Origin of the sequence: Halomonas sp. GT (assembly GCF_002082565.1) — a bacterium.
GTDB lineage: Bacteria > Pseudomonadota > Gammaproteobacteria > Pseudomonadales > Halomonadaceae > Vreelandella.
Window position 1 is genome coordinate 3,459,842 of record NZ_CP020562.1, and the last position, 15,245, is coordinate 3,475,086.

Here is a 15,245-nt window from a genome sequence, read left to right on the forward strand (position 1 = left end):
TTAAAATCAGTGTTTGGTGATGGGCGTTACGTTCAGCACATCGACTTCAAACGTCAATGTGCGACCTGCAAGCGGATGGTTAAAGTCCACTTCCACACGGTCGCCATCTATGGTTTTGACCACGCCAGGCAATTCCGTTCCCGCTTTATCGGCAAATGACATCACCATACCGATTTCTGGCGCTTCATCGCCGAAATCGGCGCGCTTCAGCGTTTGAATATTTTGCGGGTTATGCTGCCCAAAGGAGTGCTCAGGTGTGATTTGAAACGCTCCGCTCTGACCTGCGGCCATCCCTTTAATCGGGTGTTCGAAACCAGGGGGCAAGTTACCGTCGCCATACTGGAACGTCGCCGGGGCTTTCTCTTTGGTGGAATCGACTACCGTGCCATCTTCCAGCTTCAGCGTGAAGTGCAGGGTAATCTCCATACCATCATCAATTAGGTAGTCCATGGTTCCTCACTCGTCACTCTATGCTTTCAATCACGCTGCTGTAGCGCGGCTTTCTTACGACGTCGATCACCCATTATCGACTCCCAAATTAACGCCACCGCTCCCAGCGTAATGCCGATATCCGCCACATTAAAGGCAGGATAGTACCAACCAGCGGCATGGAACGATAAGAAATCCACCACATAGCCATGTACTAAACGGTCATACAGATTACCCAGGGCACCGCCAATAATCAGCGGCAACGCCACGGCCAGCAGTTTTTCATCCGCCCTAACGCGGGAAAGCCAAACGGTTAAGCCAATGCTGGCACCAATGGCAATCAGCGCAAAAAACCAGCGCTGCCAGCCGGGGTGGTCCGCTAAAAAGCTGAACGCAGCGCCTGTATTGTGCAGTAGCGTCAGGTTGAAAAACGGCAGCACCTCAACGGGCTGGGCGTAATTCAAAAAATGGCTGGCGGTGTATTTTGTTAGCAAATCTAACACGATAATCGCCACCGCTAGCCACAGCCAGCGCAGCGGCCGCCGCATCGGCGGCCGCTGGTGTGGATCATTGGTGGTTGACGCAGTGTTAGGCATAGTAACGAATCTCGCCGCTGCCTTCTGGAAGATTGCTGATACAGCGACCACACAGGTCGGAATGCTCAGCGTGGGTGCCTACATCAGCCCGATGGTGCCAGCAGCGCTCGCACTTCTGGTGTTCGCTTCCGCTAACCGCCACTTTCAAGCCGTCAAGCTCGGTGCTTTCTGCATTGGCGGCATCCGCTAGCGGCGCTAGATGAACTTCACTGGTGAGCATCACGAAGCGCAGCTCGTCGCCCAACTTGGACAGCGTAGCGTTCAGTTCGTCGCTCACGTAAAGCGTGACTTCCGCCGCCAAGCTACCTTTGATGACTTTGGCATTACGGGCGTCTTCTAAGCACTTGTTCACCGAATGCTTAACTTCCAGCACCTGCTCCCAGAAGGCGCGGCCCAGCTCAGCGCCATCATCTAAGGTGCCAAGCCCAGTGTAGTAAGTTTCCAGCAGTACGCTGTCGCCACGTTTGCCGGGAATATGCTCGTAGATCTCCTCAGCGGTAAACGACAGAATCGGCGCAACCCAGCGGCTCAGCGCTTCAACCACATGATAAAGCGCGGTTTGCGCGCTGCGGCGGGCGAGCGAATCTGTTTGGGTGGTGTACTGGCGGTCTTTGATGACATCCAGGTAGAAACCACCTAATTCCCGTGCGCAGAAACCATGTACCTGCTGATACACATCCAGGAAACGGTACTCTTCGTAGGCTTTTTCGATGCGCCCTTGCAGCTGTGCCGCACGGTCAACCACCCACTGATCCAGCGCCAACATATCGCCAAAGGCCACCTGATCGTTTGCCGGATCGAAACCATTCAAGTTAGAAAGCAAAAAGCGTGCAGTGTTACGGATACGACGATACACATCGGCGGTACGCTTCAAGATTTCGTCAGACACCGCCATTTCACCGGAGTAGTCGGTAGACGCGACCCAAAGGCGCAAAATATCAGCGCCCAACTTATCCATCACGCTTTGCGGCGCGACCACATTCCCCAGCGATTTGGACTGCTTACGGCCCTGTGAATCGACGGTAAAGCCATGGGTTAGCAGCTGACGATATGGCGCATGACCATCAATCGCAGATCCGGTCAGTAGCGACGAATGGAACCAGCCACGGTGCTGGTCCGAGCCTTCCAGGTACAAATCAGCACGCGGGCCACTTTCATGGCCATGAGGATGCGAGCCACGTAGCACATGACGATGCGTGGAACCGGAGTCAAACCAGACATCCAATGTATCGGTGACTTTGTCGTACTCGGCGGCTTCGGCACCGAGTAGCTCGGCAGGTTCGAGTTTAAACCACGCCTCAATGCCCTCTTGCTCGACGCGCTTAGCCGCCTCTCCCATCAGTTCAACCGTGTTGGGGTGCAGCTCGCCCGTTTGCTTATGCAAGAAGAACGGAATCGGCACGCCCCAGTTGCGCTGGCGAGAGATACACCAATCCGGACGATTAGCGATCATGCTATGCAGACGCGCCTTGCCCCACGCGGGGGTGAACTCGGTGGCTTCGATGCCTTCCAACGCCCGCTCGCGCAGGGTTTTGCCGTCTTTACCTTTGATATCCATGCCCACAAACCACTGGGCGGTGGCACGATAAATCACCGGGGACTTATGGCGCCAGCAGTGCATATAGCTATGTTTAATGGGCGTGTGCGCCATTAGCGCATTAACCTCGCGCAGCTTCTCAACGATATGCGGGTTAGCTTTCCAAATCATCTGGCCGCCGAAGAACGGCAGATCATCGGCGTAGACACCGTTCCCTTGCACAGGGTTAAGCATGTCGTCAAAGCTCATGTCATGCTCACGGCAGGTGATAAAGTCATCCATACCGTAAGAAGGCGCTGAGTGAACGATGCCCGTACTGCCCACTTCGGACTCAACGTAATCCGCTAGGTAAACCGGCGAGAGGCGGTCATAGAACGGATGACGGAAGTTGATCAGGTCAAGCGCTGTGCCTTGCGCAGTAGCGATTACGCTGCCCGACAGTCCAAAGCGCTCTAAACAGCTTTCTACCAGCTCTTCTGCGAGCAGCAGCAGACGTTCACCGGTATCCACAAGCGCGTAAGTAAACTCAGGGTGAACGTTCAACGCCTGGTTAGCGGGGATTGTCCAAGGCGTGGTGGTCCAGATCACAACAGCCGCAGGCTTGGGCAATTCGCTTAGGCCAAAGGCCGCCGCTAGCTTGTCGGTATCCTCTACCGGGAAAGCGACGTCGATCGCGTCGGATTTTTTATCGGCGTATTCAACTTCCGCCTCAGCAAGGGCCGAGCCACAATCAAAGCACCAGTTAACCGGCTTTAAGCCTTTGAACACGTAACCCGCATCCACCATTTCCGCCAAGGCACGGATTTCGCCTGCTTCATTGGCATAATCCATTGTGCGGTAAGGGTGGTCCCAATCACCGATGATCCCCAGACGAACAAAGTCCGCTAGCTGCGTTTCGATCTGCGCGCCGGCATATTCACGGCAAAGCTCGCGGGCTTTATCCGCGGCCAAATGTTTACCGTGGGTGGTTTCTACCTTGTGCTCAATAGGCAAACCGTGGCAATCCCAGCCCGGCACGTAAGGGGCATCAAAGCCTGCCAGATTCTTCGACTTAACAATAATGTCTTTAAGGATTTTATTGAGAGCGTGACCAATATGGATACTGCCGTTGGCGTAGGGAGGGCCATCGTGCAGAACAAACAGCGGCGCACCCGCGCGGGCATCGCGCAAGCGCTGGTATAGGTTCATATCCTGCCATTTAGAAACGCGCCCTGGCTCCTGCTTCGGCAGCATGCCGCGCATAGGAAAGTCGGTTTCTGGCAAGTTTAGCGTGTGCTTATAATCCATAGTCCGGTCAGCCGTCGTTAGCATCGGCGGCGTTATCCGCCGAAGAGAAATCAGAAGAAGCGGTCTCACGCCCAAGCGGGGCCGAGGCCAGCGGAAGAGAATTCATGCAGCCAGCACCCGCTGCTGCAAAGTAGCGGCGCGCTCTGGCTTGATCGTGTTCAATTTGCGTTTTTAGCGCATCAAAGTCGTCAAATTTCACTTCCCCGCGCAAACGCGCGCAGGGGTAAACCGTCAGCCGCTGACCATAAAGGTCGCCTGAAAATTCCAACAGATGAACTTCCAGCGTGGGGCGCTTAGACCCCACCGTTGGCCGAAAGCCAACATTCGCCACGGCGGGGTAGCGCTGCCCGTTAGCCAGCTCGGCCACCACAGCAAACACGCCACGCAGCGTTAATGGCTGAGGCAACAGCGGCAGGTTGGCAGTGGGCACACCAATGGTGCGCCCTAGCTGCTGGTCGCGTACCACACGGCCATGCAGTGAATATGACCTGCCAAGCAGGCGTGCAGCCACGTCAAAGTTACCGCTCGCCAGCAAAGTACGCACGCGTGTACTGGATACCCGCTCGTCATCAACTTTAAAGGTGCGTGTGTGCTCTACACCAAATCCTTCCACCTGCCCGACAGTTTCAAGCAAGGTGAAGTCGCCACGGCGGTCGCAACCAAAGCGGAAGTCGTCGCCCACCACCAGATGCTTCACCCCCAAGCCCTTAATTAGCACTTGATCGATAAACTCGCGCCCGGTCAGGCTGCGTAAGGCATCGTTGAAAGGCAGGCACAGCACCTGTTCGGCACCATGATCACGCAGCAAGCGAACTTTTTCACGCAGGCGGGTAAGCCGCGGCGGCGCTTGATCACCGGCAAAAAACTCCCGCGGCTGAGGCTCAAACACCACCACGGTCAACGGCACCTTCAAACGCGCCGAATGCTCACGGCACTGCTGCAGGATCGCCTGATGGCCGCGATGCACACCATCAAAATTACCGATGGTGGCAACGCAGCCCCGATGAGCCGCTGTCAGATTGTGCAGACCTCGAATGACGTGCATGGCACCTCTTTTTTAAAAGCCTTTTTTAAAAGCGTTTGATTATAACGAACGCGCTGATCAGGTGCAGGGTAAGATTACGTTAGCCCTGGCATCACCTTTTTTCACCCTAACGCTGCCTGTTGGCGCATCAGCTATTCATCTTAAAGTGACGCAGCCGCAGGCCAAGCGCGGTCAGCCAGGCAAAATAAAGCCCGCCACCCAGCACGACTAACCCTGCTACCCAGCGAATGCGCTGCCACAGTTCAAAATCAAGCCACTCCTGCCAGTCGGGAGCAGCCAGATAAAGCGCAATACTCATCAACGCGCTACCGCCCACCAGTTGTACTGCGTAGCGTCCCCATCCCGGCTGAAAGACCAATACCTTCTGGCGATAGAGCAAATATCCCAGCAACCCAGCATTTAAAAATGCTGAAAGCGCGGTCGCCAATGCCAAGCCTGCGTGAGCAAGCGGCCAAATTAACAGCAGGTTGAACACCATGTTAGCCACCATGGCAATAATGCCTACTTTAACCGGTGTTTTAGTATCCTGACGGGCAAAGAAGCCCGGTGCTAATACCTTGATCAGCATAAATGCCACCAATCCAAAGGCGTACGCGCGCAGGCTCATGGCGGCCATTTGAATATCGGTATCGGTCATTGCCCCGTAGTGGAACAAGGTAATCAAAAACGGTTCTGCGAGTACGGCCAGTGCCAGCGCGGCGGGCACACCCAGCAGCAGTACGACGCGAATGGCCCAGTCTAGCATTGCAGAAAAGTGTTCGGTGGACTGCTCCGCATGACGTTTGGAAAGCGCAGGCAAGATAATGGTGCCAATCGCCACACCGAAAACCCCAAGCGGAAGTTCGACCAACCTATCCGAGTAGTACAGCCAAGACACGCTGCCCGCCGTTAACAACGAGGCCAGCACCGTATCCAGTAGCAAGTTAATTTGCGATACCGATACGCCAAACAGCGCAGGAGCCATGAGCTTCAGGATGCGCTTCACGCCTTCGTGGGCAAAATTTGGCCACGGGGTCGGCAGCAACCCAAGACGCAGCAAAAACGGCACCTGAAACGCTAACTGGGCAGCACCCGCAATCAACACCCCCCAGGCTAGCGCCATGGCGGGTTCTTCCATTAACGGCATTAATAGTAGCGCCGCGCCAATCAGCGACATATTCAGCAGCACGGGGGTGAACGCGGGCACCGCAAAGCGGTTCCAGGTGTTCAGCACACTACCCGAAAAAGCGGTTAACGAAATCAGCAGCAAATAGGGAAACGTCAGGCGTAGCATGTCGGCAGTCATGGCCAACTTTTCGGGGTCGCGCCCGAAGCCAGGGGCAAACACCCACACCAGCCACGGGGCGCCCAGCATCGCCAACGCTGTTATTAGCGCCAAAATAGCCGTCAGGCTGCCCGCTACCGCATTCAGCAGCTCGCGAATTTCCTGCTTACTGCGCTGGGTTGAGTACTCTGAAAGCACCGGCACAAAGGCTTGGTTAAACGCCCCTTCGGCAAACAAACGGCGCAGAAAGTTAGGGATTTTAAACGCAACGAAGAACGCATCGGCCCCGCTTCCCGCCCCCAAAAAGGTAGCCACCACCACATCGCGCACCAACCCCATCACACGCGACAACATGGTCATGGCACTGACCACTAACCCAGAGCGCATCAGCCCGCGGCGCGGGGGCGACATGTTTGCTTGCGGTGGCGTGTTGGCGGTCATCACTCAATCCATAGCAACTAAAACAAGAGATCCAACGTCGCCGCGGGCAACGCGACGTATAGACACAAAAAAACCGGCCGCAGCCGGTTTTTTTTATGGCGCCTGCCGGCTTACGCCGCCAGAGCCTTAATGCGCTTGTTCAAGCGGCTTTTCAGACGTGCAGCTTTCTTCTTAGAAAGAACGTCTTTATCAGCGATGCGGTCGACAACCGGCTGCATTGCCCGGAACTCTTCCATCGCTTTGCCATGATCGCCGGTGCTGATCGCTTTGATCACACGCTTGATGTAGGTGCGGACCATGCTGCGCTGGCTGGCTTTCAGGACGCGACGAGTCTCGGCCTGGCGGGCGCGCTTGCGTGCTTGCTTGCTGTTCGCCACAGGTATCTCCTTGGAGAATAAAGGTTGCCAATAAACGGCAACGGATTAACTATGTGTTTGTCGGTTTGCGTGGGCAAGGACACGACATTTCCGTCAGAATCTTTCCACAATAACCAATTGATTTGGAAGCAATTAAAATACTGCCAAATAGTGTAACGAGCAGTTCAAAATCTGCCCGTCCACGGGTCTTGTCTGAGAGGATGGCGTAGTCTATCACGCGTTAAGCGGGCTTGCCAGCGCTTGTCAATGCTTTTCCCGCACGGATCGCTACTCACCCGCTAAGGCAATGCCTGCCCCGTTGGTGCAAGAATTTTGCGCAGAAAACGCCGCGTCCGCTCATCTTGAGGATTGGTGAACAGCGCTTCGGGCGGCCCTTGTTCGACAATTTGCCCTTCATCCATAAACACTACCCGGTCGGCGACGTCTCTGGCGAACTGCATTTCATGGGTCACCACAATCATGGTTTGCTGTTCAGCGGCGAGCTGCTTCATTAAGCTCAGCACCTCTTCCACCCATTGTGGGTCCAGCGATGAGGTTGGCTCGTCGAATAGAATAACATCGGCATTCGCGGCCATCGCACGCCCAATACCTACCCGCTGTTGTTGGCCACCAGAAAGCGATGCTGGGTAAGCATCCGCCTTATCGGCCAAGCCAATGCGCTCTAAAATCTCCCTTGCCCTAGCGTGCGCCTGAGCCTTAGGCAGTTTATCCACGACAATCATGCCTTCGCTGATATTTTCTAACGCCGTTTTGTTAGCAAACAGCCCATAGTTCTGAAACACGAAAGCAGTTCGTCGGCGTAGTGCCAGAATATCGGCACGACTGGCACGTCGGGCATCGACTCTTAAATCGCCTACCGTGATGTGTCCCGCCTCTGGGCGTTCCAGAAAGTTAATACAGCGCAACAGCGTTGACTTACCGGTACCCGAGGGACCAATAATGACGATAATTTCACCCTGTTCCAGGTGCAAATCAACGTCGGTAAATACTGGCTGCTGGCCAAAACGCTTACTGACAGATTCGAGGGTAATCATCGCTGGTACGCCTTATTCAGATACGTTTCCAGACGGCGCTGGCCCCAGGAAAGCGCTTCCACCACCACCCAGTAAATAATCGCCACCAGCAGAAATGCTTCCAGATAGAGAAAGCTTCCAGAAGCCTCTTTTTGGGTAGCGCCCATCATTTCGGTCACCCCCAGGGTAAATGCCAGAGATGTCGCTTTAATCATATCGATGAAGTAGTTCATCAGCGTTGGCGTCGCCACGCGGGTGGCTTGGGGCAGAATGATCCGTCGCATCAATTGAGACTGGGTCATACCGATGGACAGCGCCGCTTCGGTCTGGCTGCGGTCAATACCCACAATTGCCGCACGAATGGATTCCGCCATATACGCCGAAAAGTGCAGCGTTAAACCCAGCACCGCGGCGGTCACCCCGTTGATGGAAATCAGTGCATTAATCAGTTGGGGCAAGCCGTAATAAAACAAAAATAGCTGCACCAATAGCGGCGTTCCGCGAAAAAACGAGATAAACAGCAGCGCCGCGCCGTTCAACACTGGCACCCGCGACACCCGAATGACCGCCAAGAGGCAGGCAATAATCAACGCAAACACCATGGCGATACTCGCCATCTGTAGCGTTAACGGTAAATAGCTCAGTAGGACCGGCAACAGGCCCCACATATACTCCACATTCAGCATGGTTATTCCAACGTTAGCTTAGTCGCAATAAGCAAAACGGCCGTGGCATTGCCACGGCCGCAATCTAAAGATAGCCGTCACGAAGTAAAAGCCGCGATTATGGCTGAGTGATATCAGTATCGAACCATTTCCGCGATATTTCACCTAACGTGCCGTTTTCACGCAGCTCTTCCAAAGCGGCGCCTACGCGATCACGCTGAGCACGCCCCTCTTCATCATCACGGAACGGCAGCGCGTTTTCTATGATAGTGAACGGCTGGCCAGCCAAGGAAAGCGGCAAACCGCGTTCGCTGATCACCTGACTGGCGCTAACGCGATCCATCACAAACGCATCCACACGGCCAAGCGCCACATCCTGCTCGACGTTGGATTCGTAAGTACGGATATCGATCTCATCGGCATTAGGCTGTTCACGCAGCAACTGCTCGTAATTAGATCCCAGGTTCACCGCTACGCTTTTGCCGGATAAATCTTCAACCCCCTGAATAGTGTCATTACCTGCCCGCACAACAACCTGGGCACCATCGTAAACATACGGCTCGGTGAAGGCGTACTTCGCTTTGCGCTCATCGGTAATGGTAATCTGGTTAGCAATGGTATCAATGCGCCCAGACTCCAACATGCCCGCCAAGCCAGAGAAGCTTGCTGTCACGAACTCAATCTCATCGCCAGTCACATCACCAACGGCGTTCATAACATCGACTTCAAAGCCTTTCAGTTCGTTTTGCTCAACAAACGTAAAGGGGAAATACCCCCCAGACATGCCGACTCGCAGCGTATCTGCATAAGCAGCGGCAGACAGCACACCACCCACAACGCTAAGCGAAAGAACGGCAACGGCTTTTTTCCAACGGCTCACATTCGCCATATTCATTTTCCCCTCTAGGGCACCGAAGCACCCTGCTTTAAACGTGGGCACCGGTTGCGACGTTCGTCGAATATCTACCAGTGCGATGAGGCCAAGATACCAGCAAAAAAGAAATAATAAACAGCTTTCTTAGTGTTTTTTGGAATTTAGGGGCAACTGGTGGTGCTATAGTGATGCCTCAGATGGCTAAACCTTGGCCTTACCAGAAATAACGGCTTTAAACCCTGCCTTGGTGATCGGCTGCTGATTGGCGTCAACCACCTTGCCGCCTAAACGGGCCAATGATTTGGCAAGAGAAACCAACCGCGCAAGCTGAAGCTTGCTGGGCGAAAGGGAGCGACCACTCTCATTCACCTTAATAGTGACGCCCTTAATTAAGTACTGGCTATTATCATCAGTAAACGAAGGAAGCTGCCCAGGAGGAAAGGCGTTTTCAATCACAATAGGGTTACGTGAAGACTCCCCCATCACCGTAAAAGATTTCGCACTAGGCTCATACACCGCTCCCGCCGATGCCAGCGCTACGCTTAAGCGCTCATTTAGCCCAGGGGATGGCGTTTCAAACAGCACCTGCACGCCCCAAGAAGCATCGCTCTCATTCACCAGCGTGGGAATATCTTCCGCTTTCGCGCCCATCGAAAGCTTTCTGGGCCGATCAGCAGGCTGGGAAGCGCCTCTAAACTCATCGCTAAGGATCAAATACATAGCGACAAAGCCACAGGTAAGGCTAACCCACATCGTACCAATCGCCACCACTAGCGTGAGCGTATACGTATCCATACTATGTTTATTATCCTTACCCTATTTTTGCCAGCACGGCCAAAAGTGAACCGGCCAAGTGAATTATGCTAGATAAGCGCGTCACCACAAGCTCCCTTGGTCTATAGCGGCTTTTGAAGCTACCCCAACATCGCTCACGTATGCAACACACCGCTATACCCGAGTATACCTCCGCACCTTCATGCCCGAGTAACCCACTGCACCGTTATGCCCGAGTAACCCACCGCACCGTTATTCCCGAGTAAACCACCACACCATGCCCGAGCCCCCCCCCACCACACCGCCATTCCCGAGTGGGGTTATCGGGAATCCATTTTGACCTTTGCCCGATAAAACTCAGCTGCCTGCCTCACCATGGATTCCCGCTAAGGACATGCGGGAATGACGGACCTGGGGCGTAACCTCTGCGAGTGGCGGGTGTTCAGCTACCTCAACATCGCTCGCGTATGCAACACACCGCCATGCCCGAGTAACCCACCGCACCGTCATTCCCGAGTGGGGTTATCGGGAATCCATTTTGACCTTTGCCCGATAATACTCAACTACCTGCCTCACCATGGATTCCCGCTAAGGGCATGCGGGAATGACGAACCTGGGGCGTAACCTCTGTGAGTGGCGGGTGTTCAGCTAACCAACATCACTTGCGTATGCACCGCACCGTCATTCCCGAGTGGGGTTATCGGGAATCCATTCTGACCTTTTACCAATAATACTCAGCTGCCTGCCTCACCATGGATTCCCGCTAAGGGCATGCGGGAATGGCGAACCTGGGACGTAACCTCTGTGAGTGGCGGGTGTCAGCTACCCCAACATCGCTCCTCGCTCACCTGCTGGTGTTCGGTATTATCACCTCAATAAAAAACCGACCCCCCAAAGGGAGCCGGTTCATAGCACTTAGCGATAGAGCATTCACCCTATCATCAAGTCTCAGATTAACCCAACAGAGACAGCACAGACTGCGGAGTCTGGTTGGCCTGCGCCAGGATAGAAGTACCGGCCTGCTGCAGGATATTAGCGCGAGTCATATTTGAAACTTCTGAGGCGTAGTCTGCATCCTCAATACGAGACCGGGCAGCAGTGAGGTTGGTTGAAGTAGTCGCCAAGTTCTCAATCACAGAATCGAAACGATTCAACTTAGCACCAAGAGTAGAGCGTGCTGTATTGATAGTATCAAGTGCGGTATCTACTGAATCGATTGCAGTTTGAGCATCTGCCTTGGTAGCCACAGTTACACCATCAACCCCCAGCGCTGCAGCCTGGGCATCAATACTACTAACGGTAATTCTATCGTTAGCAGTATTGCTCGCACCAACTTGAATATCCAGATCGGCTGCAACATTTAGAAGAGGTGTTTTGTTGAAATTATTGCTATTAGCGACACGATCGATCTCTTCAATACGCTGAGCAATTTCAGTTTGGATTGAGGTGCGATCGTCAGCTGTATTAGTGTCACTTGATGCCTGAACCGCAAGTTCACGGATACGCTGCAAGTTATCATTTATCTGGTTCAAACCGCCTTCCATGGTCTGCACCATGGAAATGCCGTCATTAGCGTTACGGCTAGCTTGATTCATCCCAGTAACTTGGGCAGTCATACGGTTGGCGATGGCTTGACCAGCCGCATCATCCTTGGCGCTGTTAATACGCAGACCAGAGGAGAGACGCTCCATCGAGGTTTGCTGGGCAGACTGAGACTTGTTCAGGTTGTTCTGGCCGATCAGCGCAGTGATGTTGGTATTGATAACTGACATAGTTGATACTCCTCAACGTTTGATTGGCCACGAGGCCCGCTTGGCGGCGTTTGTCGCGCCGGTATATTAATTAACGGCCCATCATTCGTTTTCTTTAGTATTCTGATAAAAAATTATTGTAAAAGTTTGTAACAAAAAACTAGCGCTTACGTACGGTTTGAGCTGAAAGCGCATCAAACTGCTGAGTCAGATACATACTCATGCCGTTCATCTGCCCCAACATAACGTCCAACTGAGCAAATTGAGTGCGATAACGGCTTACGGTCCGCTCAATCATCGCTTCACTGCGTATAAAACGATCATCTAACCGCGCCATCCGTTTTTCAGCATTTTCTATAGCTCCTTGAATTGGGCCTTTATCGCCCAGCAGCTCATCCATTGCCCCCGTTAAACGACCAGCTAAGCCACCTTGCTTGGTTGTGCCTGCAAAGAAGCCTGACAACGCATCAGGCTCACTAGCAATTAAGGCGTCTAGCTTGGTTTCATCCAGCTCTAACCGCCCTCTTCGATCTAGTGCAATACCTAACTGGGACAGTACTCCTAGTTCGCTATCTTCAACGCTGGTAAGCAAGTCTCGCCGCAACCTTCCTTCTATACTCCGTACAGTGTTATCCCCCACCAAATCACCAGCGGTGTCACGGTCTCCCGTTGCCAAGGTTAAACGACTCAAGGTAGATTTCAGCTCGTTGTAGCCGCTAACGAAGTTTTGAATGGCCTCTTTTAGCGCTTCAGTATCGCGCTCAATCACCACAATACTTTTGCCGGTAGCGGTAAGATCCAAACTTACTCCTTGAATAGCCCCTTCTACTCGGTTACTCGCGCTAGTAATCGAGATACCGTTCATCTGCAGGGCGGCATCAGTGCCTGCACGATAGGTGGCATCATCCGCAGATAAACCGGCCACACCTGAAAACCCAGTAACCGAGGCAACTGCACCGGTATCTTTACTGTTTAACGCCAAGCGGTAGCCCGTGCCATCATTAACAATCGAGGCACTCACACCTGCATTTTGGTCAGCATTAATTTGGTCGCGAATAGTCGCAAGGGTGCTGCCTGCTGAAATAGTGATGGAGTAGCTGCTGAGCGGCTCGGCACTGGGCTGAAGCACGCCATTTTGGTAGGTCGCACCAAAATCAAGCGTTAATGTAGTGTCCACTTCAGCAAGAACGGTTTCCATTGCCACGCTATTAGAAGCAATGCTGCCCACTCTCGCCAACTGAGTAACATTAATATCATAGCGCCCAGCAGTGGCATCAGCGGAGGTAGTCACCTTTACCCCGTCGCTGCTGGAAGTGCTCTTTTGGCTGGAAAAAAGTTTGGCATCATTCAGGGCAACAACAGAATCCTGAAAGCGGCCTAATGCAGACTGAAGACGACCAAACGCCGAAATCTTCGTTTGCTGCTGATTTTTTTGCTGCGTGATAGGAATTAGCTTCTGGCGCTCAGCGGTACGAAGCTGATCAACCAAGCCATTAAGATCTAGGCCGGAACCGACGCCTAGGGAGGTTATCGTCGCCATAACTGGGTGCTTCCTCAGAAAACAAGGCTAAACCAACAAGTGTTGATTTAGCCTATCGGCAGGAAGCCACCAAACTTTAATATTTTTCGTTAGCGTTGTGGTAGTAAACGCCTTTATGACTGTGCATTTAGAATATTGAACTGCTGGGTCAAATAGTCCGACATCTGATTCATTTGCGATATCATTGAGTCCAACTGCCCAAACTGGGTTCTATAGCGCGAGATAGTACTATCGATTGATGTCTCAACGCGGGCAAAGCGATCGTTTAGGCTTTCAATACGATTCTCAGCACTAGTCACTGCCGTGGTAATTAACCCATTAGTGTCTAGCATTTGCTCTATCGTGGTATCCACATTGCTCGCCAGCCCTGTCACACCTTCCCCACCCGCGAAAAATTCAGCTAGTTCGCCGCGATCATTGGAAATCACTTCGTTAAGCTGCTCTTCGTCAATACTAAGGGTACCGGTACGGGTTAGCGAAATACCCAGGTCTGACAACATAGCCAACTCACCGCCCTCACTTCCAGAAGCCAACACACTGCGTAGCGTGTTTTCCACTGAGCGGACAGCGGACTCACCGTTCAACGCCCCCGATGTGCCGCTGGCTGTATCAAACGCCGTCAGCGACCCTATAGTGGACTTAAGCTCATTGAAAGCATCTACGAACTCAGTGACGGCCTCACGAATAGTGTCTTCATCACGCTGGATTGTGATGGTACTGGTTGCACCATCGCCTTCTTGCAGGCTAAGCGTCACGCCTTCTATCGCTTCTTCTACTTGATTGGAAGCGCTGCTGATAGGAATACCATTCACATTAAACTGTGCATCCTGGCCAGCGTTGAAAATTTCGCCTTCAAGCGCCCCTCCCATTGTCAAACCAGTGATCGAGGCATCTTCGCCTGTTTCTGTTGAGCTAAGCGCCAGTCGGTAATCTGTGCCGTCAAAAATAATAGAGGCAGATACGCCAGCGTCAGCATTGGCATTAATCGTATCTCGTACAGCTTCTAAACTGCTGCCGGCTTCAATGGTCATCGAAATGGCATCGCGCCCAGCAAAACTCAACTCAAGCGTCTGCTCCACTCCGGATAGCTCAGCCTGAGGATCAGTCACACGCGCTGACGCAAGGTTACCTGCAGTGGCAAGCTGGGTAACTTCAATATCATAACGCCCTGGCGTAGCCGAAGACGTGGAGGCCGCAGTAACTGCATCACCCTGCACATCAGTAGCCAAGCTATCAAACAACTCAGGCTCGCTAAGCGCCTTGGCAGCATCTTGAAACTGCGACAATGCGCTTTGGAACTGGCCATAGCCAGAAATCCTCGTTTCCTGTGTTTTGATTTGCTGCTGTATGGGCTGGAGCTTACTACGCTCAGCTGATTCGAGCTGATCCAACAAGCCATTGAGATCAAGTCCTGAACCAACTCCGAGTGATGAAATGGAAGCCATAAGTTACTGCCCTTTTTTTAAAAAACGCCCAACATGCTGGCGCTGCTCATACGTAAGAATGTGATTTATTATTTAATACTATCGACCATTAAAGCCCAGACTTGAGCTTATTTGGCTTTTTTTACGTACTAAAAAGTAATTAATTGTAAAAGATGACGCTTTTATACAACTTAAAAAGGCATAAACCCACCCATTGGGATTAACGCT

At 52.9% G+C, this 15,245-nt stretch carries 13 protein-coding genes; all 13 read right to left on the reverse strand.

The features are described from left to right. Positions 1 to 6: 6 nt before the first annotated feature. The 13 genes from fkpB to fliD (B6A39_RS15790) all read right to left on the reverse strand — a co-directional run bounded on the left by fkpB (position 7) and on the right by fliD (B6A39_RS15790) (position 15,038). On the reverse strand, positions 7 to 450 hold the full coding sequence (fkpB, locus tag B6A39_RS15730) for an FKBP-type peptidyl-prolyl cis-trans isomerase (RefSeq protein WP_083007155.1): 444 nt from the start codon (positions 448 to 450) through the stop codon (positions 7 to 9). Between the two features lie 26 nt (positions 451 to 476). Beyond that, on the reverse strand, positions 477 to 1,025 hold the full coding sequence (gene lspA / locus B6A39_RS15735; protein WP_083007157.1) for a signal peptidase II: 549 nt from the start codon (positions 1,023 to 1,025) through the stop codon (positions 477 to 479). Further along, complete coding sequence (ileS, locus tag B6A39_RS15740; RefSeq protein WP_198036728.1) at positions 1,018 to 3,849, reverse strand: isoleucine--tRNA ligase; 2,832 nt, start codon at positions 3,847 to 3,849, stop codon at positions 1,018 to 1,020. Before ileS ends, lspA begins: the two co-directional genes overlap by 8 nt. A gap of 7 nt (positions 3,850 to 3,856) precedes the next feature. Continuing rightward, on the reverse strand, positions 3,857 to 4,894 hold the full coding sequence (gene ribF / locus B6A39_RS15745; RefSeq protein WP_083007160.1) for a bifunctional riboflavin kinase/FAD synthetase: 1,038 nt from the start codon (positions 4,892 to 4,894) through the stop codon (positions 3,857 to 3,859). Positions 4,895 to 5,021: 127 nt separating this feature from the next. Then, a complete protein-coding gene (gene murJ / locus B6A39_RS15750; protein WP_083007162.1) occupies positions 5,022 to 6,599 on the reverse strand; it encodes a murein biosynthesis integral membrane protein MurJ in 1,578 nt (525 codons plus the stop codon). A gap of 110 nt (positions 6,600 to 6,709) precedes the next feature. After that, the gene (gene rpsT / locus B6A39_RS15755; RefSeq protein WP_009722795.1) at positions 6,710 to 6,976 is read right to left on the reverse strand and encodes a 30S ribosomal protein S20; all 267 of its coding nucleotides are present in this window, start codon (positions 6,974 to 6,976) and stop codon (positions 6,710 to 6,712) included. A 278-nt stretch (positions 6,977 to 7,254) separates the two neighbouring features. After that, on the reverse strand, positions 7,255 to 8,010 hold the full coding sequence (locus B6A39_RS15760; protein ID WP_038478397.1) for an amino acid ABC transporter ATP-binding protein: 756 nt from the start codon (positions 8,008 to 8,010) through the stop codon (positions 7,255 to 7,257). Next, positions 8,007 to 8,675 (reverse strand): amino acid ABC transporter permease, encoded by a 669-nt coding sequence (locus B6A39_RS15765; RefSeq protein WP_009722797.1) that lies wholly within the window; start codon positions 8,673 to 8,675, stop codon positions 8,007 to 8,009. Before B6A39_RS15765 ends, B6A39_RS15760 begins: the two co-directional genes overlap by 4 nt. Before the next feature lie 97 nt (positions 8,676 to 8,772). Beyond that, positions 8,773 to 9,543, reverse strand: a complete 771-nt coding sequence (locus B6A39_RS15770; RefSeq protein ID WP_083007933.1) for an amino acid ABC transporter substrate-binding protein — start codon at positions 9,541 to 9,543, stop codon at positions 8,773 to 8,775. Between the two features lie 186 nt (positions 9,544 to 9,729). Further along, positions 9,730 to 10,323, reverse strand: a complete 594-nt coding sequence (locus B6A39_RS15775; RefSeq protein WP_083007163.1) for a hypothetical protein — start codon at positions 10,321 to 10,323, stop codon at positions 9,730 to 9,732. A 932-nt stretch (positions 10,324 to 11,255) separates the two neighbouring features. After that, entirely contained in the window at positions 11,256 to 12,074 is an 819-nt protein-coding gene (locus B6A39_RS15780; RefSeq protein ID WP_083007165.1) for a flagellin N-terminal helical domain-containing protein, read from the reverse strand. Positions 12,075 to 12,213: 139 nt separating this feature from the next. Then, positions 12,214 to 13,593 carry a flagellar filament capping protein FliD gene (gene fliD / locus B6A39_RS15785; RefSeq protein ID WP_083007166.1) on the reverse strand — a complete coding sequence of 460 codons (1,380 nt, stop codon included), beginning with the start codon at positions 13,591 to 13,593 and terminating at the stop codon, positions 12,214 to 12,216. A gap of 113 nt (positions 13,594 to 13,706) precedes the next feature. Further along, a complete protein-coding gene (fliD, locus tag B6A39_RS15790) occupies positions 13,707 to 15,038 on the reverse strand; it encodes a flagellar filament capping protein FliD (protein WP_083007167.1) in 1,332 nt (443 codons plus the stop codon). Positions 15,039 to 15,245 lie beyond the last annotated feature (207 nt).